This window comes from Bacillus hominis, assembly GCF_018332515.1.
Taxonomy (GTDB): domain Bacteria; phylum Bacillota; class Bacilli; order Bacillales; family Bacillaceae_G; genus Bacillus_A; species Bacillus_A hominis.
The window spans coordinates 14,359-33,244 of record NZ_BOQD01000082.1 but is presented as its reverse complement, the minus strand read 5'-3'; the positions used below and the strand labels follow the sequence as shown (position 1 = coordinate 33,244).

The window sequence follows — 18,886 nt, the reverse complement described above, 5'->3', positions numbered from 1 at the left end:
CAATGTGTTTTTTTATTTTACAACAACAAGATGTGGTCCACCTTGTTCTATTTCGTTAGTCAATTCGTTTTGTTGTTTCTCTTGTCGTTTTACATAACTAGCAATATTTAACAGTATACCCATTGCAAGTAGATTAGCTAATAAGGAACTCCCACCGTAACTAACAAACGGTAACGGTACCCCTGTAAGCGGTATTAACCCAGACATACCACCGACATTAATAAAAGTTTGCACTCCAAACAAACTTGCAATTCCGATAGCTATTAAACTTCCAAATGGATCTTTACACTTTTGCGCAACTCTAAATGCTCGAATAATGATAAGTAGTAAACAGATTAAAATGATAGCTACGCCTATAAATCCGAGCTCTTCAGATATAATTGCCATAATAAAATCTGTTTGCGGTTCTGGCAAGTATCCATATTTTTGCACACTGTTCCCTAACCCTCGACCATTTAGCCCTCCTGAAGCAATTCCAATAAAAGAATTTATTAATTGGAATCCATCATTTTGAGGATCGTTAAATGGATCAAGAAAAACGGAAAACCGTGCCTTTTGATACGAGCTTAATGCATAATTTCCGAGAAAATATAGTGCTGGAATCCACACTATAGAAGTTAAAACAATTCGTTTAATCCATAAGTTAATCCGGACTCCCGAACAAAGAAACATAATTCCTACCGTTCCCGCAATTAACAAATCAGTACCTAAGTCATTTTGAAGTAAAATTAATCCCATCGCTCCACCGACAACAGCTAGAGGAGGGATTATCCCTTGTACAAAAGCTGTTTGCGTTTCTTGTTTCTTAGCAAAAAAGTTTGCTAACGTAATAATAACCGTTATTTTCACAAACTCAGCTGGTTGTATACCTAATATCCATCCTTTTGCGCCATTTACGTCCTTACCGAAAATCAAGGCTGCTAATAATAGACCAATACTCCCTATTCCCATTGCGATCAAAACTATTCGCTTTCTCCACAACTTATAAGGAATAGCAACGATAATCGCTAACATTATCGTTCCAATAGCTAAAGCAATTAATTGTTTTTTAAAAAAGTAATTTGCTGGCCAGTTATGCCTCGAAATCGCAACAATGGAACTAGAACTATATACCATTATAACTCCCAGCACACATAAGATAACAAGAGGAAGTAACAATGAATAATCCATTGATTTCCATACTTTTTTCATTTCATTTCCTCTTTCTGTTTCAATTTAATTATTGTTGTATTCCATATGTATATAGGTTCTTCCTGCTTTATTATACAAATAAAAAGCCCAAACTATTTCAGTTTGAGCCCCCCTATTTGAACCCGTTATTGTTGTTTGTTTGTAAATGCTTCATGAAGTGCAGATAACTCACGTTCGAGCTCTCCTAACATTGCTTTCCCTTGTTCTTCTGCAATAAGACCAAGGCGAACTGCAAAATCGACCTCGCGGGATAGTCCAAACATTTGTGTGTCTAACACTTCTTCATATAATGGACATTGCGGCATTGTAAGATTGTCCATTTGCACCTTAATAAGTCTTAAGATTTTCTCCGCATCCGCTTGTAGAAGGGCTAGTGCCTTTTCCTGATGATTTGATACTGTCTCAGACGCCAAATTGATTCCCTCCGTTTCCGTCCTACTCTCACCTATCTATTAATATTAGCGATAGTTTTAATAAATTGCAATAGAAACATTTTTTGTGACAACAGTGTCTAATACTATTATACTGAAAAGTGGGAGTATAACACAAATGGGGGAACAACAATGAGCGAAATTTTATTTATTAATGGAAAAGTACGTTTTCCAATCACTATTGATCCAACTGTTTGGATTTTTGATGATCGAAAAGTAGATTTGACAACTTACTTTGATGAAACTAGAGAAGAATCATCCGAATTAGAAACATACTTAAAACATACTTCAGAGCATTGGGATCGCGAAATCCGTGATGGTGCTGCCTTCCCACCAATACGACAAAGTGTAAAGAAATATAAAAAAGAACAGCTTATTAACGGGACATTTGGCATACCACTTCATCCATTTCTTAAAAATGCTGAAATTTTAGAAGATGCTACTCAAGTCGAAATTGAAACCACAGAAAATTCAATTACACTTCCGTTAGAAACAGCCCATAAAGCAATTCTCGGTTTTTCAAAAGAAGGTAAACCATTACGAGAAGACGGGCCTGTTCATCTATATTTCCATGATGGATCTAATAGACAAAATCCGATTCGTAACATCCGTAAATTTACAATCATTTAAATTGTATAATTAAAAGGCAAAAAAGGAGTGAGCTGAGGCTCACTCCTTTTTATAATAAATCCGCTGCTAGTTGTGCTAAATTAGAACGCTCTCCTTTAACAAACTTTACATGACCACTAATACGTTGTTCTTTAAACTTCTCTACAACGTATGTTAAACCATTATTATATTCATCTAAATACGGGTGATCAATTTGTTGAGGATCCCCCATTAATACAATCTTACTTTTTTCGCCTACCCTTGTTAATATCGTCTTCACTTCATGCTTCGTTAAATTTTGTGCCTCGTCAATAATAATAAACTGATCCGGAATACTTCTCCCGCGTATATAGGTAAGCGCTTCTACTTCAATCGAACCCATCCCAGCTAAAATAGCATCTAGCTCCCCAGGCTTTTTCGTATTGAATAAATACTCTAGATTATCAAAAATCGGCTGCATCCACGGTCTTAATTTTTCCTCTTTCTCTCCTGGTAAATAACCAATATCTTTTCCTACCGGTACAATTGGTCTCGCGACAAGTAGTTTTTTATATAACCCTAAATCTTCTGTTTGCATTAGTCCCGAAGCTAATGCAAGTAACGTTTTTCCTGTACCAGCTTTCCCTGTTAACGTTACAAGTGGAATATCTTCCCGAAGTAGCAATTCTAATCCCATAATTTGCTGCACGTTTCGCGGACGTATCCCCCACACTTGCTCATTGTGAAAAATAAGTTTCTTTACCTTCTTACCTAAATGGTCCACAATCCCAAGTGCAGAACTAGAACCCCCTAGTGCATCTTTCATTACAACAAACTGATTTGGATAAAAAGGATGATTTGCGATTTCAGATAAAGGCAGTTCACCTTTTTCATAAAAATAATCTAACTGTTCTTTTGATATATACCCTTCTAAAAATCCTGAATATATATTTTCCACTTCAATTACACGGTCACTTAAATAATCTTCGGCCTGCAATCCGATTGCATCGGCTTTTACCCTTACGAGTACATCTTTACTTACTAAAATAACTGATTTCCCGTCCTCTTTTTCTTGTTCTTCTAAAGATAGGTTTTTTGCTACCGCTAAAATTCGATTATCATTTGTTTTTTCTACAAAAATATCTTGTAGTTGAACAAATGAGCGATGATTTAATTCAATACGGAATGTACCGCCATTTTCTAACGGAATACTTTCATGCAGCTTTCCTATTTCACGAAATTTGTCTATTAACTTAGATACATAGCGAGCATTTCGTCCTACTTCATCCATATAACGTTTTTTCGAATCAACCTCTTCTAATACAACTGCTGGAATCACTACTTCATTTGTTGCAAATGAAAAAATAGATAAAGGATCCTGCAAAAGTACATTCGTATCTAACACATAAATTTTATCCAACCCGTTACCCCCTGACTCCACTTTTAAATTTGTAGAACAAGGGTTTCATCCATATAAATATGGACGAACCATTGTTATAATTATATGTACCGTAAAAACGAGGTAGAATCGAAATTCATAGAAATTAAACCTTTTCTTTATTTTTTATTCATTTCTATTCAATATATTACTTTTAATTATAATTTTTCACATTAAATCACAATACTCACTTGTAAAAGTTTATGCACGATGTTCCTATTCCTCTTCTTTATAATTCTTTCATTCCTACTAATACTTGATTATCAAGCTTTTTAGCAGCTCGAAGATCATATGTTTTTTCATATGTTGGTTCAGTAGCAAGTTTCGCACCATAAAACATAACATCACGAACTTCTTGCACAGTCACTTCTACTACCGTTAATTTTAGAGGAATCCCTTCCATTCTATCTGTTAAAATTTCACTTTCACCACTTATGGAAAATACGGATTCATTCGCCATTATAGTCAATACAACCCCTGTATTGCGCCGTATATTTCCCACAATACGTGAGCGTTGATCTACCGCAAATCGAATACTAGTTTCACTCACTGCATATACCCAAGAAATAGCACTTACGTTAGGGATTTGTTTTTCGAAATCTGTTGTTGCTATCATAACGATACACTCTTTACGCAAAGATTGTACTAAGTCATCTGTCAATGTAGGCTCAACTACATTCGCCATATTTCCACCTCCAAATATTCTTTATATATCCTTATCATAACCTATTTTTCGAATTGCGAAAATATTATTTTTTCCCGCTATTATTCAAAAACATTATACTTCCATGATATACTTATACTGATAGAATTCGTATTGAGGTGACGAAATGAGAGTCAAATGTATGATTTGTGATAAAAAAGATATGTTAGATGACGAAAATCCTATGGCAAAAAAACTGCGTAATCGCCCTATTCATACATATATGTGCATGGAATGTACGGAACGAATTGCAGAGCGTACTATGGAACGCCATGCGAGTGGTAATTTCCGATTATATCGTGATAAAAAAGTAGAAGACGATTGGTAAACCGGAAATAAGTCCTTAATCATATAGATAAGGACTTATTTGTATTTTTCTGGTTCACGATTCATTTGATCTAAAAAACAATCAATGGCTTCTACCGGAAATCTTGCACACTTTATTTCTCCATCAATTTCATATGTAATCAAATACATTTCCTCGTTCTTTTCAATTTCTACATTTCGTAATTTATGCTCTTCATATATCATATTTTGAAATAATAAATACGTTTCTTGTGCAGCGCTATCATCTGGACGTGCTTCCGCAACCGTTTTAATTGTTAACCAATTATATAGTGCATCTTGTACTGAGCGCATGAAAACCCCTCCTTTTTTCACCCTGTTTTTTGTTGTTTAGCTTGACGTAAACGCATTCTATAAATTCCAAGTACAATTGCCGCTACAACGAGCCCCTCTCCAACGGGTAAAAAAACTGCAAAAAAAGTTAATACCGTGCATCCAATTGCTAAAGATGTATATATCACTATATTTTTTAGTACCGATAGCTTCCTTGCAAATCCTAAATTATATACAAGTGCACTTAATAAAATTATTGTTCCATAAAGCAACCACATCCCTAACTCTGGATTTTCATCCACTTTACAAAGTTTTGCGAAAAATGACATTCTTTCTAACACTATCTTTCACCTCTTCTCATGAAACAAATTCTCTTTATGTACTTAATACAAGAGTAACCCGCGAAAAAAATACTGTCCACAAAAAAGAGTAAATATTCTAAAAAATATACATAATAAAAAAACAGCTACCTTTATCAAAGGTAGCTGTTCTATTATTTTACGCTTCTACAGATTTCTTTTTCTTAGCAGCTCTTTCGCGCTCGCTCTTATCAAGAATCTTTTTACGTAGACGAATTGATTCTGGAGTTACTTCACAGTACTCGTCTTCGTTTAAGTACTCTAATGACTCTTCTAAAGTCATTAAGCGTGGTTTTTTCATTGTTGAAGTTTGATCTTTCGTCGCAGAACGAATGTTAGTTTGTTGTTTCATTTTTACAACGTTAACTGTTAAATCATTTTCACGTGTATGTTCTCCGACAATCATACCAGCATATACTTCTGTACCTGGTTCAACGAAGATTACACCGCGATCTTCAACTTGCATAATACCGTATTGTGATGCTTTTCCTGTTTCAAGTGAAACTAGAACACCTTGGCGACGTCCACCAACTTGTCCAGCATGTACTGGTTGGTAGCAATCGAATGTATGGTTTAAAATACCGTAACCACGAGTTAATGTTAAGAATTCTGTTGTGTAACCAATTAAACCACGTGCTGGAACCATGAAAGTAAGGCGAACTTGACCGTTTCCGTTATTCACCATATCTAACATTTCACCTTTACGTGCACCCATTGATTCCATAATAGAACCAGTGTATTCTTCAGGCACATCGATTTGCACGCGCTCTACAGGCTCACATCTTACGCCATCAACTTCTTTAATAATTACTTCAGGCTTAGATACTTGTAGTTCATAACCTTCACGACGCATGTTTTCAATTAAGATAGATAAATGTAATTCTCCGCGTCCAGATACGATCCATGCATCAGGAGAATCTGTATTATCTACACGTAAACTTACATCTGTTTCTAATTGTGAACGAAGACGCTCTTCAATTTTACGAGATGTAATGAATTTACCTTCACGACCTGCAAATGGGCTGTTATTTACAAGGAATGTCATTTGTAATGTTGGCTCATCGATACGTAATAATGGTAAAGCCTCTTCATGCTCAACCGGACATACCGTTTCACCTACGTTAATGTCTTCCATACCTGAAACAGCTACTAAATCTCCAGCTTTTGCTTCTTCAATTTCTTGACGTTTTAATCCAATGTAACCAAATAATTTAGTTACACGGAATTGTTTTACACTTCCGTCAACCTTCATTAATGCAACTTGTTGTCCTACTTTCATTGTACCACGGAATATACGTCCAACCCCGATACGACCAACATAGTCATTGTAATCAAGAAGCGCTACTTGGAATTGAAGTGGCTCTTCGCTGTTATCAACTGGTGCTGGAATATGTTCAATAATTGTGTCAAACAATGATTTCATATTCTCTTCTTGATTTGCTGGATTTGAATCTAAGCTTGCTGTTCCGTTCATTGCTGATGCAAATACAACCGGGAACTCTAATTGATCTTCGTTTGCACCAAGTTCGATGAATAAGTCAACTACTTCATCAACTACTTCATCAGGGCGAGCGAAGTCACGGTCAATTTTGTTTACAACAACGATTGGAGTTAAGTTTTGCTCAAGAGCTTTCTTTAAAACAAATCGTGTTTGTGGCATACAACCTTCATATGCATCAACAACAAGTAGAACACCATCAACCATTTTCATGATACGTTCTACTTCTCCACCGAAGTCAGCGTGACCAGGTGTATCTAAAATGTTAATTCGTTTATCTTCATAGTGAATCGCCGTATTTTTTGCTAAAATTGTAATACCGCGTTCTCTTTCTAGATCATTCGAATCCATTGCACGTTCTTCAACGTGTTCGTTTGCACGGAAAGTCCCCGCTTGACGTAATAACTGGTCAACAAGTGTTGTTTTACCATGGTCAACGTGGGCAATAATTGCTATATTTCGTAAATCTTGTCGTTTTTTCAACATGTCCAACTCCTAATGTCTTTTTAATCCTTCTCTATTATAAGAGCGAAGGGGATACTATGGCAATCAAAATAAAATCAAGAATGAAAATATAGTTGTATTCTTACTTTTGTGAAAGTAAAATGAGATTGGAGGGTGAAGAAATGGAACACATTCAATATCGCTTTTTATTAACAGCAATTATCGGTGTTATCTTCTTAATTGGTATCGGAATTATGATTGCTGAAAATAGTCCCATCGGCATTATTATTTGCATTATTGGCACATTTGTTACAGTCGGATACGGTTTTGTAACAAAAAGAAAAATGCGTAAATCGCAATAACATTAAAAAGTAAGAAGCTTCTTTATGCCTCTTACTTTTTTTCATTATTGCGATACAAATGGTAATAATTCTTCGTATACTCCTGGTTTTGCAACTAACACACTGCTTTTCTCTACAATAGAAAGAGGTGTTCCCAAGAACGTTGTCACTTTACCGCCAACTTCTTCCACAATAATCTGTCCCCCGCCAAAGTCCCATGGCGATAAGCGCGGTGTTACATATGCATCTAATCTTCCCGTTGCAACATATACCATTTCTAACGCTGCACAACCATATGACCTCGTACCTCTCGCCTTCTTAACGAGCATCATCATTTTTTCCATATTAAGCAATGGATTATCAGTAAGCCATATCGCATTCAAAGCTATAACTCCATGCTCTACCGTTCCTTTTTCCAACATGGGAATAGCTAAATCGTTGCAAAAAGCCCCTTCTCCCTTTACCGCATGATATAGTTCGTCATGAACTGGATCATAAATAAGACCAATCTTTCCGATACCGTTCTCATAAATCCCGATTGAGATTGCGAAATTCCTTTTTTGATGAACAAAGTTCATCGTGCCGTCAATTGGATCAATTAACCAAACAACCCCATTAGAAGAGGTAATCTCATCTCCGTAGCCTTCTTCTCCTAAAATATTATGAGCCGGGAATGTTTCTTTAATTTTCCCAATTAAAAACTGCTCCGTTTCTCGGTCCATGTTTGTTACTAAATCAGCTGCATTTGACTTTGTTTCTATAACAAGTGTTTTTTTCAGTGACGCCATTAAATGTTCTCCCGCTTCTCGAATCCACTGTTTCGCGTGTGTATCGATGTCGTTCCATACTTCTTGCATGTTTAAACACTCCGATCTATACTGTTCACAGAAAAAACGAACCCTTTATAAGGTTCGCACCAACTAATTATTTATACATATACTATTATTACGCTTCTAAACGGATCATTTCAAGTCTTAACACTTCTAATTTTTGTACGCACTCTTCTTTTTTCTGTTTGTCGTTATCCATCATCGCATCATATAAAGTTGCTAATTCATAATCTAACTCCAAACGTAGCACCGGAATTCTCTTTTCGGCATCTGTTCTCTTTAACGCATTAATCACCTGTCTCATTTTTTTGCCTCCTCCCAATATTCGTCTGCCCTCGGACTAGAATTAATTCAATTTTCTGATTTTTTGTTTTATACTATACTATGTTGGATAAATCATCTATGCAACAAAATTATATTTTTTTATTTAAATTTTTTTGTGCTGTTTTTTTTATGAATAGTACAAGCTATGCTAAAATTAAAACAAAATAGGAGTTGGAGGAACAATCATGACACTACAAACATTCACATCAACTGATTTTGAAGTCTTTACTGTTGATGGTCTTGAAGAACGAATGAGCGCAATTAAAACGAATATTCATCCTAAGCTAGAAGCTTTAGGGGAACAGTTTGCAGAATATTTATCCAAGCAAACCGATGAAAACTTTTTCTACCATGTAGCAAAACATGCACGCCGCAAAGTCAATCCACCAAACGATACTTGGGTTGCTTTTTCAACAAATAAACGTGGATATAAAATGTTACCACACTTCCAAATTGGCTTATGGGGTACTCATGCCTTCATATACTTTGGTTTAATCTATGAGTGTCCACAAAAAGTGGAGACGGCTCACGCCTTCTTAGAACATTTAAATGATTTAAAAACAAATATTCCAAATGACTTCGTTTGGTCCATTGACCATACTAAACCAGTTGTAAAATTACATAAAACGCTTGAAACGGAAGACTTACAAAAGATGATTGAACGTTTAGCTACTGTTAAAAAAGCAGAATTATTAGTCGGTATTCACATATCACCAGAGGAGTTTTCAGCAATGACCAACGAACAATTCCTTGCTAAGATTGAATCTACGATGCAATCACTCCTTCCTTTATATGCACTTTGTAATCGATAGTAGAAAACGGACAATTTATATTGTCCGTTTTTAGTTGTTATCACATTATAGCACTTCGCATTTTATTTTTCAAAATATTTTTATATTTTAACAATCTTTTTTTCTGCTACTTCTTTTGCTTTTTGAATCGTACGATATATAGAATATCCACTTACTTCTTGAAATTCTTTATCAATTTTTTTCTCCGCTGCCTTCGATGGCACAATCTCTTTAAAACGACGATATAATTCCATCAAATCTTCTCTCAAAACTCCTTTTTCATATACCTTTTCAATCGCTTCATAAAACTTTACAACTGCTACCATTTCTTCATTTGACCAATCGTAATCAAGTGGATATTGATATTCCATTTTTGCACCTCATTCAGTATTCTTTCTTTTTCCATTATGCTACCTTTAAGAGAATCTTTTATTCTTCACTATAGCCACTCTGCATTATACACCATTTATCCATTTCAATGGAATTGTCTTCCTCTTTGCGGTATGTGAACTACCCCCCACTTAGTATCTCTTACGAGCTTACCCCGAAGTGGGGGCTTCTCGGTTCATCGTTACTTTTGATAGCTAACGAATTTGTCTGAGGACAGCCGAGCTAACTCCCTTGTTCCAAAGGTTATTTCTTACGATTTACATCAATACTAATAACCGTATAGCTTCCTTTTTGATATTGATAGCTGCGTTATAGTCACGACTTATTGTGAGTCCACACGAACACTCATACATGCGTTCAGATAATGACATTTCTTTTTTGTTTCCACAACGACTACACATCTTTGTAGAAGGAAACCATTTACCTATTTTTACAAGCTGTTTTCCTTGTTCTTGTAGCTTATATGCTAAAAATGTCGTGAACATCCTCCAACCGTTATCCGCTACACTCTTACCAAAGCGAAGCGCTCGTGACATTCCTTTCATATATAAGTCTTCGATTGCTACAACATCAAAATGAGTAGCCAATTCTTTCGACTTATGATGAAGGAAATTTTTACGTTGATTTGCGACTTTTTCATGCAACTTCGCTACACGGATCCGTTGTTTATTAAAGCGTGCTGAGCCTTGTACACGTCTTGCTAATACTCGTTGTGCCTTTGCTAATCGGTCCAGCATCTGACGATAAAAGCGAGGATAATTGGCTTTCTCATCTTCGCTACTCACGTACAATTCAGCCATTGCGAAGTCTAATCCAACTACACTTTCTACTTCTTTTTGAAGGATTTCCTTTTCATATTCGGTCAAGACAGATACGTAATACTTACCGGTTGGTGTCATCGAAATCGTACATGATTTGATGATGTGGTTTTGCGGTATCTCTCTATGTTGTTTCAATCGCACCATTTTTAGTTTCGGTAATTTGATATAGCCATGAAATAACATAATATTTCCGTTTACTCTATTCGTTGTATATGATTTTCTACTCTTTCTACTTTTGAATGTAGGAAAATCACTTTGACCACTAAAAAAATTCTTATAAGCAGTTTGCAAGTTTAATTGAGCGTTAGCCAATGCTAATGAATCGACTTCTTTCAACCATTCATACTCTACTTTGTATTTCGCAGGAGTAGGGAATTTTTGTTTCTTCAGTTCTTCCTTGTTCTCTTTGTACTTTTCATATACTTCTTTCCGCTCAGCTAGCATTTTGTTATAAACAAAGCGTACACACCCGAAAGTTTTCCGTATCAGATAAGCTTGTTCTTCTGTTGGATACAGACGAAACTTATACGCCTTATTATGCGTTGTCATATCAATTCATCTCACTTTCCCATAAATATTTCTACTTTATCTATGGCGGTGATAACACAACATGAACACTGCATGATTATCTCATTTCATTGTCATACCAAACATTACCTCTTATAAGATTGATTATATCAGAGGCAAAATAAATAGGAAAACCAATTTCTTTGGCTACGCCAAACCGCAATTCATCTCCCACCTACCGCTTTGCTATCGTCCTTCACACGCTTGAGGAAGGAGACTTCTTTCGGATAGTGCGTTAAACATACACACCTTGAAAATGAGTTTTTTCTATACATCTATAATTATTGGTGATATAATGCTTTTGTTTTATAGAGAATAAAGTGAGACTACCATCCCCAAAAAGGCTTTTGCGAATGGCAGAAAAACAAGTCAAGTTCTAAAAGTTTGCCATCTTAATTTCCTTTTAGAATGAGATGAAATCATATAAAACAAACTCTAATAAATATTACGAAGAAGAAGGGGTGTATAGATTGTCCCAATACGAAACACCATTGTTTACCGCTTTAGTTGAGCACAGTAAGCGAAATCCAGTTCAATTCCATATTCCTGGTCATAAAAAAGGACAGGGCATGGATCCTACATTTCGCGAATTTATTGGGCATAATGCATTAGCAATTGATTTAATTAATATTGCGCCGCTCGATGATTTACATCATCCAAAGGGTATGATTAAAGAAGCACAGGATTTAGCAGCCGCTGCTTTCGGTGCGGATCATACGTTCTTTTCTATTCAAGGTACAAGTGGTGCAATTATGACAATGGTGATGAGCGTTTGCGGTCCTGGGGATAAAATCCTCGTGCCACGAAATGTGCATAAATCAGTAATGTCAGCTATTATTTTCTCAGGTGCAAAACCAATTTTCATGCATCCGGAGATTGATCCGGAGCTCGGCATTTCACATGGGATCACAATTCAATCTGTCAAAAAGGCTCTTGAAGAGCACTCAGATGCGAAAGGCTTACTTGTTATAAATCCAACATATTTTGGGTTTGCTGCAGATTTAGAGCAGATTGTAGAATTAGCTCATTCTTACGATATTCCTGTACTTGTTGATGAAGCTCACGGTGTTCATATCCATTTTCATGATGAATTGCCGATGTCAGCTATGCAAGCCGGTGCAGATATGGCAGCAACAAGTGTTCACAAATTAGGAGGGTCTTTAACCCAAAGCTCTATTCTTAATGTAAAAGAGGGGCTTGTTAACGTAAAACATGTTCAATCCATTATTAGCATGCTTACGACTACATCAACTTCTTACATTTTGTTAGCATCTCTTGATGTTGCCAGAAAACGTCTTGCTACAGAAGGAAAAGCTCTCATAGAACAAACAATACAATTAGCTGAACATGTTCGTGATGCTATAAATGTTATTGAGCATCTTTATTGTCCTGGAAAAGAGATGCTAGGTACAGATGCTACTTTTAACTATGATCCTACAAAGATAATTGTATCTGTCAAAGATTTAGGTATTACAGGCCATCAGGCTGAGGTATGGCTTAGAGAACATTACAACATTGAAGTAGAACTCTCTGATTTATATAACATACTTTGTCTTATCACATTTGGAGATACAGAAAGTGAAACAGATACACTTATTACAGCATTACAAGATTTAGCAGCGACATACAGAAATAGAGCAGATAAAGGTGTTCAAGTACAAGTAGAAATACCAGAAATACCTGTGCTAGCACTTTCTCCTAGAGATGCTTTTTATTCAGAAACAGAAGTCATTCCATTTGAAAACGCAGCAGGTCGTATTATAGCTGATTTTGTTATGGTTTATCCGCCAGGGATTCCAATCTTTACTCCGGGGGAAATTATTACACAAGATAACTTAGAATATATTCGTAAAAATTTAGAAGCTGGGTTACCTGTACAAGGTCCCGAAGATATGACATTACAAACATTACGTGTTATTAAAGAGTACAAGCCTATCAGTTGATAGGCTTTTCTTTCACCTTTTTTTCCTTTTCTCATACGATATTAAAGAATGTAACGTATAGGTGGGGATACTATTATGATTGTAATAGGCCGTTCTATTGTACATCCTTATATCACAAATGAATATGAGCCATTTGCAGCAGAGAAACAACAAATTTTATCAATAATGGCAGGAAATCAAGAAGTTTATTCCTTCCGAACAGCTGATGAACTCAGTTTTGATCTCAATTTACGAGTTAATATTATTATCTCTGCACTAGAACTTTTTCAAAGCGGATTTCAGTTTCGTACATTTCAACAATCTTTTTGCAACCCCCAGTATTGGAAAAGAACATCCCTTGGAGGATTTCAACTTCTTCCAAACATACCACCTTCTATTGCCATACAAGATATTTTCAAAAATGGAAAACTATATGGAACTGAATGTGCAACCGCTATGATCATTATTTTTTACAAAGCTTTACTATCATTGTATGAGGAAGAAACTTTCAATCGTCTATTTGCAAACCTTTTACTTTATACATGGGACTACGATCAAGATCTAAGGCTCATAACAAAAACCGGTGGCGATCTTGTTCCAGGTGACCTCGTTTACTTTAAAAACCCACAAGTGAATCCAGCTACGATTGAGTGGCAAGGAGAAAACACAATCTATTTAGGAAATTTCTTTTTTTACGGACATGGTGTAGGTGTAAAAACAAAAGAAGAAATCATTTATTCATTAAATGAACGACGAGTCCCTTATGCTTTTATTTCAGCTTTCTTGACCGATACTATTACCCGTATCGATAGCCGTATAATGAGCCAATACGCTTCTTCTAGTACACCACAGACATCCATAAGCTTTATTCCGATTAGAGATGATGCAATCGTTGCAACAGTTGGTCATACAACTACAATTTATTAAAAAAGCGCCTACACATGTAGGCGCTTTTTCTTATTATTAAGCTTTTGTATGTTCTTTATGGTCACATTCGCAATGAGATCCACATTTCCCATAAAGTACTGTTGATTTTTCATCTTCAAAATGTCCGATTGTTCCTTCACAAACTTGGCATACGATTGTTCCCATTTTCATTTCCCCCTGAGTTTTAAGAATAATCTACTTATATATGATTAAGCTTTCGCATTGTCTCTACTAGCACAGTCACAATCGGAACCACATTTCCCGTAAAGTACTGTCGTTTTCTCATCCTCAAAATGTCCGATTGTTCCTTCACAAACTTGGCATACGATTGTTCCCATTTTTCATTTCCCCCTAAGTTTATGGTCCTAAAAACTTTTAGCTGTCCATTTTCTATCAATTACTGGGCTTTTGTATGTTCTGTGTGATCACATCCGCAAGATCCACATTTCCCGTAAAGTACCGTTACTTTCTCATCCTCGAAGTGTGCAATTGTACCTTCACAATCTTGACATACGATTGTTCCCATTTTTCATTTCCCCCTAAGTTTATAATCCCAAAAACTTTTGTAACCGCTTAACTTTCTGTCTTTATTTTAATATGTTATACTTTTTACGTCAATAGGTTTTTAGTATAACACATTAAATATTTTAAAATTAAATTAGTATGCGATATTAACACAAAAAAACAGCCATATCTCATACGTACGACTGTTTCGTGTTAATTATTCTTCATACTCCGCATGCAAAGAAGTAGACGGAACAAGAAATTAAAAAAACTGAGCTAACTCCTCCGCCTCTTCTTCCGATCCTAACTTAAAAGTTTCTTGTATATATGGAACATTTTCTACATCATCTCGCCCAAGCAAAGTAGATCTCCCTGTTTGCATACAAACAATAAGTGGCTTTCCAAAAAACATATTTGTATAAATAACTCCAAAATCATAACGTGTATCATGCGTCATAAATCCTAAAAATCGTACTTTCACACTTTCATGCTCATCATACAATTTTTCAAACATCAGTTTCCACCTTTCTAAATAACACTTCCTACTCATTAATATATTAAACAAAAAAAGCAATACTCCTTTTAATTGTCAAAAAATTCAGTAGGATGTAGAATGATAGTATTCTACTAAGCTAAGGGGGAATTTGTATGCAACACGCCTTTATCACACTTGTACCTAAATCCAATCAACAATCTGTTTCAATAGAGGATGTTAAACACCTTTTTCATAACTATAAAACCGTTACTTCCAAGACTGGTGATCAAATTAATTATGATTATACAAATACAGCTTTTCCTTATGAAATATTAGATACATCAGCAACAACATTAAAACTCCAATCGAGTCACGATCGATATGATTCTATTTATGTTGGGATTGGAATAGAAAAGGAACAATCTTTCATTCAAGTTTCTTTACCTACTACAGCAACATTTGGTGATAAAGGAAAAGCAAATGAATTTAGCCGTTTTCTAGCGAAGAAATTAGAAGGAGAGTTACAACTATTTAATGGAAGAACAATGTATTTCTATAAACGTTAATTTAAAAAATAGAGAATATGATTAAAAAAAGTATGCAATTTGAACACGTAAGGAATAATGCCTGCTTTCTTACGTGTAATACAAAACATGCAATTACATATGCCAAATAAAGAAATACGAAAAAGAGAATTACTTTATAATGAAACTTATCACCATTCGATAATGTTAATACAATGGAAAAACCACTCCATAATAGAAAATGATAAAATATAACATGTAATATTTTCATGGAACCTTCTCCTTTGACATGCTCTATTTTATTAATATATGGGATTAAGTATGAATCAATTACATATTATATAACGGCATATATTCTAACGGTTCATTTTAAGTATTATATATTCATTCGACAAGTACATATAAAGACCTTGCAGTCATTTTATGAAAATAAAAATACCCCATCTCTTTAAATAAGAGATGGGGTATTTACATTACTTAAATTATTTTACAACGTGAATTGGCATTCCAAGAGCAACTTCAGCTGCTTCCATTGTGATCTCACCTAATGTTGGGTGAGCGTGGATTGTTTGAGCGATATCTTCTGCTGTCATACCAGCTTCGATAGCTAAACCAATCTCAGAAATAATATCAGAAGCGCCTGCACCTGCAACTTGAGCACCTACAAGAAGACCATCTTCTTTACGTGTTACAAGTTGTACGAAACCGTCAGTGCTGTTTAATGATAATGCACGACCGTTTGCAGCGAATGGGAACTTAGATACAGCTACAGTCATTCCTGCTGCTTCTGCTTCTTTCTTAGTGTAACCAACAGATGCTAATTCTGGATCAGTGAAACATACTGCTGGAATTCCGATGTAATCGATTGCTGATGCATGGCCACTAATTGCTTCAACAGCTACTTTACCTTCGTAAGAAGCTTTGTGAGCTAATGGTGGTCCAGGAACGATATCACCGATTGCATAGATGTTTGATACGTTTGTACGGCATTGCTCATCGATTTCGATGATACCGCGGTCAGTCATTTTAACTCCAACTTGCTCAAGACCGATTTCTTGAGTGTTTGGACGACGACCTACAGTTACTAATACGTAATCTGCTTCTACAGTTTTCACTTCGCCGTTAACTTCGAAGCTAACTGTTACGCCAGTTTCAGTTTCTACAACGCCTTTAGCCATAGCTTTTGTATGGATATTTACGTTGCCTTTTTTCTGAAGGGCACGTTTAACAACAGAGCTCATTGCTTTTTCGAAACCAGCTAAGATTTCGTCGCCAGCTTCTACTACAGTAACTTCTGTACCGAAGTTAGCATATGCAGTACCTAATTCCATACCGATGTAACCGCCGCCGATTACAACAAGTTTTTTAGGAATTTCAGGTAAGCTTAGAGCGCCTGTAGAGTTGATAACACGTTTAGAGTATTTGAATCCAGGAATTTCGATTGGTGTAGAACCAGTTGCAAGAACAGCATTTTTAAACGTATAAGTTTGAGCTGCATCTTCAGTCATTACGCGTAATGTGTTAGCATCTACGAAGTAAGCTTCACCGCGAATGATTTCAACTTTGTTACCTTTAAGAAGGCCTTCAACACCGCCAGTTAATTTCTTAACTACGCCGTTTTTCCATTCTTGAACTTTTGTAAAGTCAACTTTTACGTTCTCTGCAGTGATACCCATGTCATCAGAATGCATTGCATTCTCATAACGATGACCTGCATTGATTAACGCTTTTGAAGGAATACATCCAACGTTTAAGCATACGCCACCAAGGTTAGCTTTTTCGATGATTGCTACCTTTTGACCTAATTGTGCTGCACGAATTGCCGCAACGTATCCACCAGGACCTGCACCAACAACGACTGTATCTAATTCAATTGGGAAATCTCCTACTACCATTGTTATTACGCCTCCATTACTAATAATTGTGGGTCATTCAATAGACGTTTAATTTGGTTTAATGCTTTTTGAGCAGTTGCGCCGTCAATTAAACGATGGTCAAAGCTTAGAGATAATGCTAATACTGGAGCTGCAACGATTTCACCGTTTTTCACAACTGGTTTCTCAGCGATACGGCCGATACCAAGGATTGCTACTTCTGGGTGATTGATAACTGGAGTGAACCATTGTCCACCTGCAGAACCAATGTTTGTAATTGTGCAAGAAGCACCTTTCATTTCAGTTGGAGCTAAACGACCGTCACGTGCTTTACCAGCAAGTTCATTGATCTCGTTAGAGATAGTAAAGATAGATTTACGATCTGTATCTTTAACAACTGGTACTAATAGACCTTTGTCTGTATCAGCTGCGATACCGATGTTGAAGTAATGTTTATGAACGATTTCTTGAGAAGCATCGTCTAAAGCAGTATTCAACATTGGGAATTCACGTAATGCAGATGTTAAAGCTTTTACAACGTATGGAAGGTAAGTTAATTTAATACCTTTGTCAGCTGCAACAGCTTTGAACTTCTTACGGTGAGCAACAAGTTCTGTTACATCTACTTCGTCCATTAATGTTACGTGAGGAGCTGTATGCTTAGAGTTAACCATTGCTTTCGCAATCGCTTTACGGATACCACTCATTTTCTCACGAGTTTCTGGATATTCACCAGCTGGGATTGGTTGTGCTTTTGGTGCTGCTTCTTTCGCTGCTGCTGGAGTAGCTTCTACTGCTGCTGGAGCCTCAGTTGCTGCTACAGTTTGTCCACCATTTGCAAATGCATCGATGTCAGTTTTCACAACACGGCCGTTCTTACCAGAACCAGCTACTTTATGAATATCTACACCTTTTTCACGAGCGTATTTACGAACAGATGGCATAGCGATTACACGCTCATTTACTACTTCTGCAGTTGCTGCTGGAGTAGTTTCCGCTGCTGGAGCTTCTACTGCTGCTTCTTCAGCTTTTGGAGCTTCATCATGATCGTCACCTTTAAATTTAAGGTTTTCGTATCCAGGAGCATCAAATTTAATTAATGTATCTCCTACTATTGCAACTGTTCCTTCTTCTACAAGTACTTCAAGTACTTTACCTTTAACAGGAGAAGGGATTTCTACTACTGCTTTATCATTTTGCACTTCAAGAAGTACATCGTCTTCATTTACTTCATCGCCTGGTTTAATAAACCATTTTACGATTTCACCTTCGTGGATACCTTCACCGATATCTGGTAGTTTAAATTCAAATGCCACGGAATTCAGC

25 protein-coding genes are annotated in these 18,886 nt (G+C 36.1%); 7 read left to right on the top strand and 18 right to left on the bottom strand.

Going from position 1 to position 18,886, the window contains the following annotated elements:
• Positions 1–12: 12 nt before the first annotated feature.
• Together ftsW and KI356_RS09880 are read right to left on the bottom strand one after the other, a co-directional pair.
• The gene (ftsW, locus tag KI356_RS09885) at positions 13–1,191 is read right to left on the bottom strand and encodes a putative lipid II flippase FtsW (protein ID WP_212935335.1); all 1,179 of its coding nucleotides are present in this window, start codon (positions 1,189–1,191) and stop codon (positions 13–15) included.
• Between the two features lie 125 nt (positions 1,192–1,316).
• Positions 1,317–1,604, bottom strand: a complete 288-nt coding sequence (locus KI356_RS09880) for an Fpa/YlaN family protein (protein WP_000135698.1) — start codon at positions 1,602–1,604, stop codon at positions 1,317–1,319.
• A gap of 150 nt (positions 1,605–1,754) precedes the next feature.
• On the opposite strand from KI356_RS09880, the gene KI356_RS09875 reads away from it, so the two are divergent.
• Positions 1,755–2,252, top strand: a complete 498-nt coding sequence (locus tag KI356_RS09875; RefSeq protein WP_212935334.1) for a peptidyl-prolyl cis-trans isomerase — start codon at positions 1,755–1,757, stop codon at positions 2,250–2,252.
• Between the two features lie 49 nt (positions 2,253–2,301).
• On the opposite strand, the gene KI356_RS09870 is transcribed toward KI356_RS09875, so the two are convergent.
• Entirely contained in the window at positions 2,302–3,630 is a 1,329-nt protein-coding gene (locus KI356_RS09870; protein WP_002088317.1) for a PhoH family protein, read from the bottom strand.
• Positions 3,631–3,877: 247 nt separating this feature from the next.
• A complete protein-coding gene (locus tag KI356_RS09865) occupies positions 3,878–4,333 on the bottom strand; it encodes a pyridoxamine 5'-phosphate oxidase family protein (protein ID WP_128281137.1) in 456 nt (151 codons plus the stop codon).
• A 145-nt stretch (positions 4,334–4,478) separates the two neighbouring features.
• Here KI356_RS09865 and KI356_RS09860 point away from each other — a divergent pair, with 145 nt between their 5' ends.
• Positions 4,479–4,679 (top strand): YlaI family protein, encoded by a 201-nt coding sequence (locus KI356_RS09860; RefSeq protein ID WP_002111485.1) that lies wholly within the window; start codon positions 4,479–4,481, stop codon positions 4,677–4,679.
• A gap of 35 nt (positions 4,680–4,714) precedes the next feature.
• Here KI356_RS09860 and KI356_RS09855 read toward each other — a convergent pair whose 3' ends face one another.
• The 3 genes from KI356_RS09855 to typA all read right to left on the bottom strand — a co-directional run bounded on the left by KI356_RS09855 (position 4,715) and on the right by typA (position 7,312).
• Positions 4,715–4,990, bottom strand: a complete 276-nt coding sequence (locus KI356_RS09855) for a hypothetical protein (RefSeq protein WP_128281136.1) — start codon at positions 4,988–4,990, stop codon at positions 4,715–4,717.
• A gap of 17 nt (positions 4,991–5,007) precedes the next feature.
• Positions 5,008–5,310, bottom strand: a complete 303-nt coding sequence (locus tag KI356_RS09850) for a YlaH-like family protein (protein ID WP_128281135.1) — start codon at positions 5,308–5,310, stop codon at positions 5,008–5,010.
• A gap of 157 nt (positions 5,311–5,467) precedes the next feature.
• A complete protein-coding gene (gene typA, locus KI356_RS09845; RefSeq protein ID WP_071746870.1) occupies positions 5,468–7,312 on the bottom strand; it encodes a translational GTPase TypA in 1,845 nt (614 codons plus the stop codon).
• A 140-nt stretch (positions 7,313–7,452) separates the two neighbouring features.
• On the opposite strand from typA, the gene KI356_RS09840 reads away from it, so the two are divergent.
• Positions 7,453–7,632: a DUF5325 family protein gene (locus tag KI356_RS09840; protein ID WP_000400127.1), complete on the top strand. Its 180-nt coding sequence runs from the start codon at positions 7,453–7,455 to the stop codon at positions 7,630–7,632.
• A gap of 44 nt (positions 7,633–7,676) precedes the next feature.
• Here the strand turns inward: KI356_RS09840 and KI356_RS09835 are convergent, their stop codons facing one another.
• Positions 7,677–8,468 carry an inositol monophosphatase family protein gene (locus KI356_RS09835; RefSeq protein WP_128281134.1) on the bottom strand — a complete coding sequence of 264 codons (792 nt, stop codon included), beginning with the start codon at positions 8,466–8,468 and terminating at the stop codon, positions 7,677–7,679.
• 88 nt (positions 8,469–8,556) lie between these two features.
• Positions 8,557–8,745 (bottom strand): YkzI domain-containing protein, encoded by a 189-nt coding sequence (locus tag KI356_RS09830; RefSeq protein WP_002121995.1) that lies wholly within the window; start codon positions 8,743–8,745, stop codon positions 8,557–8,559.
• A gap of 205 nt (positions 8,746–8,950) precedes the next feature.
• Between KI356_RS09830 and KI356_RS09825 the strand changes: the two genes are divergently transcribed.
• The gene (locus KI356_RS09825) at positions 8,951–9,577 is read left to right on the top strand and encodes a YktB family protein (RefSeq protein WP_128281133.1); all 627 of its coding nucleotides are present in this window, start codon (positions 8,951–8,953) and stop codon (positions 9,575–9,577) included.
• 80 nt (positions 9,578–9,657) lie between these two features.
• Here the strand turns inward: KI356_RS09825 and KI356_RS09820 are convergent, their stop codons facing one another.
• Together KI356_RS09820 and KI356_RS09815 are read right to left on the bottom strand one after the other, a co-directional pair.
• Entirely contained in the window at positions 9,658–9,927 is a 270-nt protein-coding gene (locus tag KI356_RS09820; RefSeq protein ID WP_128281132.1) for a UPF0223 family protein, read from the bottom strand.
• 276 nt (positions 9,928–10,203) lie between these two features.
• Positions 10,204–11,316, bottom strand: a complete 1,113-nt coding sequence (locus tag KI356_RS09815) for an RNA-guided endonuclease TnpB family protein (protein WP_212935333.1) — start codon at positions 11,314–11,316, stop codon at positions 10,204–10,206.
• Positions 11,317–11,804: 488 nt separating this feature from the next.
• Between KI356_RS09815 and speA the strand changes: the two genes are divergently transcribed.
• Together speA and KI356_RS09805 are read left to right on the top strand one after the other, a co-directional pair.
• Positions 11,805–13,277 carry an arginine decarboxylase gene (speA, locus tag KI356_RS09810; RefSeq protein WP_212935332.1) on the top strand — a complete coding sequence of 491 codons (1,473 nt, stop codon included), beginning with the start codon at positions 11,805–11,807 and terminating at the stop codon, positions 13,275–13,277.
• 75 nt (positions 13,278–13,352) lie between these two features.
• Positions 13,353–14,183 carry a protein-glutamine gamma-glutamyltransferase gene (locus tag KI356_RS09805; RefSeq protein WP_128281130.1) on the top strand — a complete coding sequence of 277 codons (831 nt, stop codon included), beginning with the start codon at positions 13,353–13,355 and terminating at the stop codon, positions 14,181–14,183.
• 36 nt (positions 14,184–14,219) lie between these two features.
• On the opposite strand, the gene KI356_RS09800 is transcribed toward KI356_RS09805, so the two are convergent.
• From KI356_RS09800 to KI356_RS09785, 4 genes are all read right to left on the bottom strand, one after another.
• Entirely contained in the window at positions 14,220–14,348 is a 129-nt protein-coding gene (locus tag KI356_RS09800; protein ID WP_000536796.1) for a GapA-binding peptide SR1P, read from the bottom strand.
• A gap of 44 nt (positions 14,349–14,392) precedes the next feature.
• A complete protein-coding gene (locus tag KI356_RS09795) occupies positions 14,393–14,521 on the bottom strand; it encodes a GapA-binding peptide SR1P (RefSeq protein ID WP_128281129.1) in 129 nt (42 codons plus the stop codon).
• Positions 14,522–14,580: 59 nt separating this feature from the next.
• Positions 14,581–14,709: a GapA-binding peptide SR1P gene (locus tag KI356_RS09790; protein ID WP_000536778.1), complete on the bottom strand. Its 129-nt coding sequence runs from the start codon at positions 14,707–14,709 to the stop codon at positions 14,581–14,583.
• A 240-nt stretch (positions 14,710–14,949) separates the two neighbouring features.
• On the bottom strand, positions 14,950–15,201 hold the full coding sequence (locus tag KI356_RS09785; protein ID WP_212935331.1) for a DUF3055 domain-containing protein: 252 nt from the start codon (positions 15,199–15,201) through the stop codon (positions 14,950–14,952).
• Between the two features lie 134 nt (positions 15,202–15,335).
• Between KI356_RS09785 and KI356_RS09780 the strand changes: the two genes are divergently transcribed.
• Positions 15,336–15,728 carry a DUF1885 family protein gene (locus KI356_RS09780; protein WP_128281128.1) on the top strand — a complete coding sequence of 131 codons (393 nt, stop codon included), beginning with the start codon at positions 15,336–15,338 and terminating at the stop codon, positions 15,726–15,728.
• Position 15,729: 1 nt separating this feature from the next.
• On the opposite strand, the gene KI356_RS09775 is transcribed toward KI356_RS09780, so the two are convergent.
• From KI356_RS09775 to pdhC, 3 genes are all read right to left on the bottom strand, one after another.
• The gene (locus KI356_RS09775; RefSeq protein ID WP_128281127.1) at positions 15,730–15,957 is read right to left on the bottom strand and encodes a hypothetical protein; all 228 of its coding nucleotides are present in this window, start codon (positions 15,955–15,957) and stop codon (positions 15,730–15,732) included.
• Between the two features lie 211 nt (positions 15,958–16,168).
• Entirely contained in the window at positions 16,169–17,581 is a 1,413-nt protein-coding gene (gene lpdA, locus KI356_RS09770) for a dihydrolipoyl dehydrogenase (RefSeq protein ID WP_128281126.1), read from the bottom strand.
• Between the two features lie 5 nt (positions 17,582–17,586).
• A complete protein-coding gene (gene pdhC, locus KI356_RS09765; protein WP_128281125.1) occupies positions 17,587–18,876 on the bottom strand; it encodes a pyruvate dehydrogenase complex dihydrolipoyllysine-residue acetyltransferase in 1,290 nt (429 codons plus the stop codon).
• Positions 18,877–18,886 lie beyond the last annotated feature (10 nt).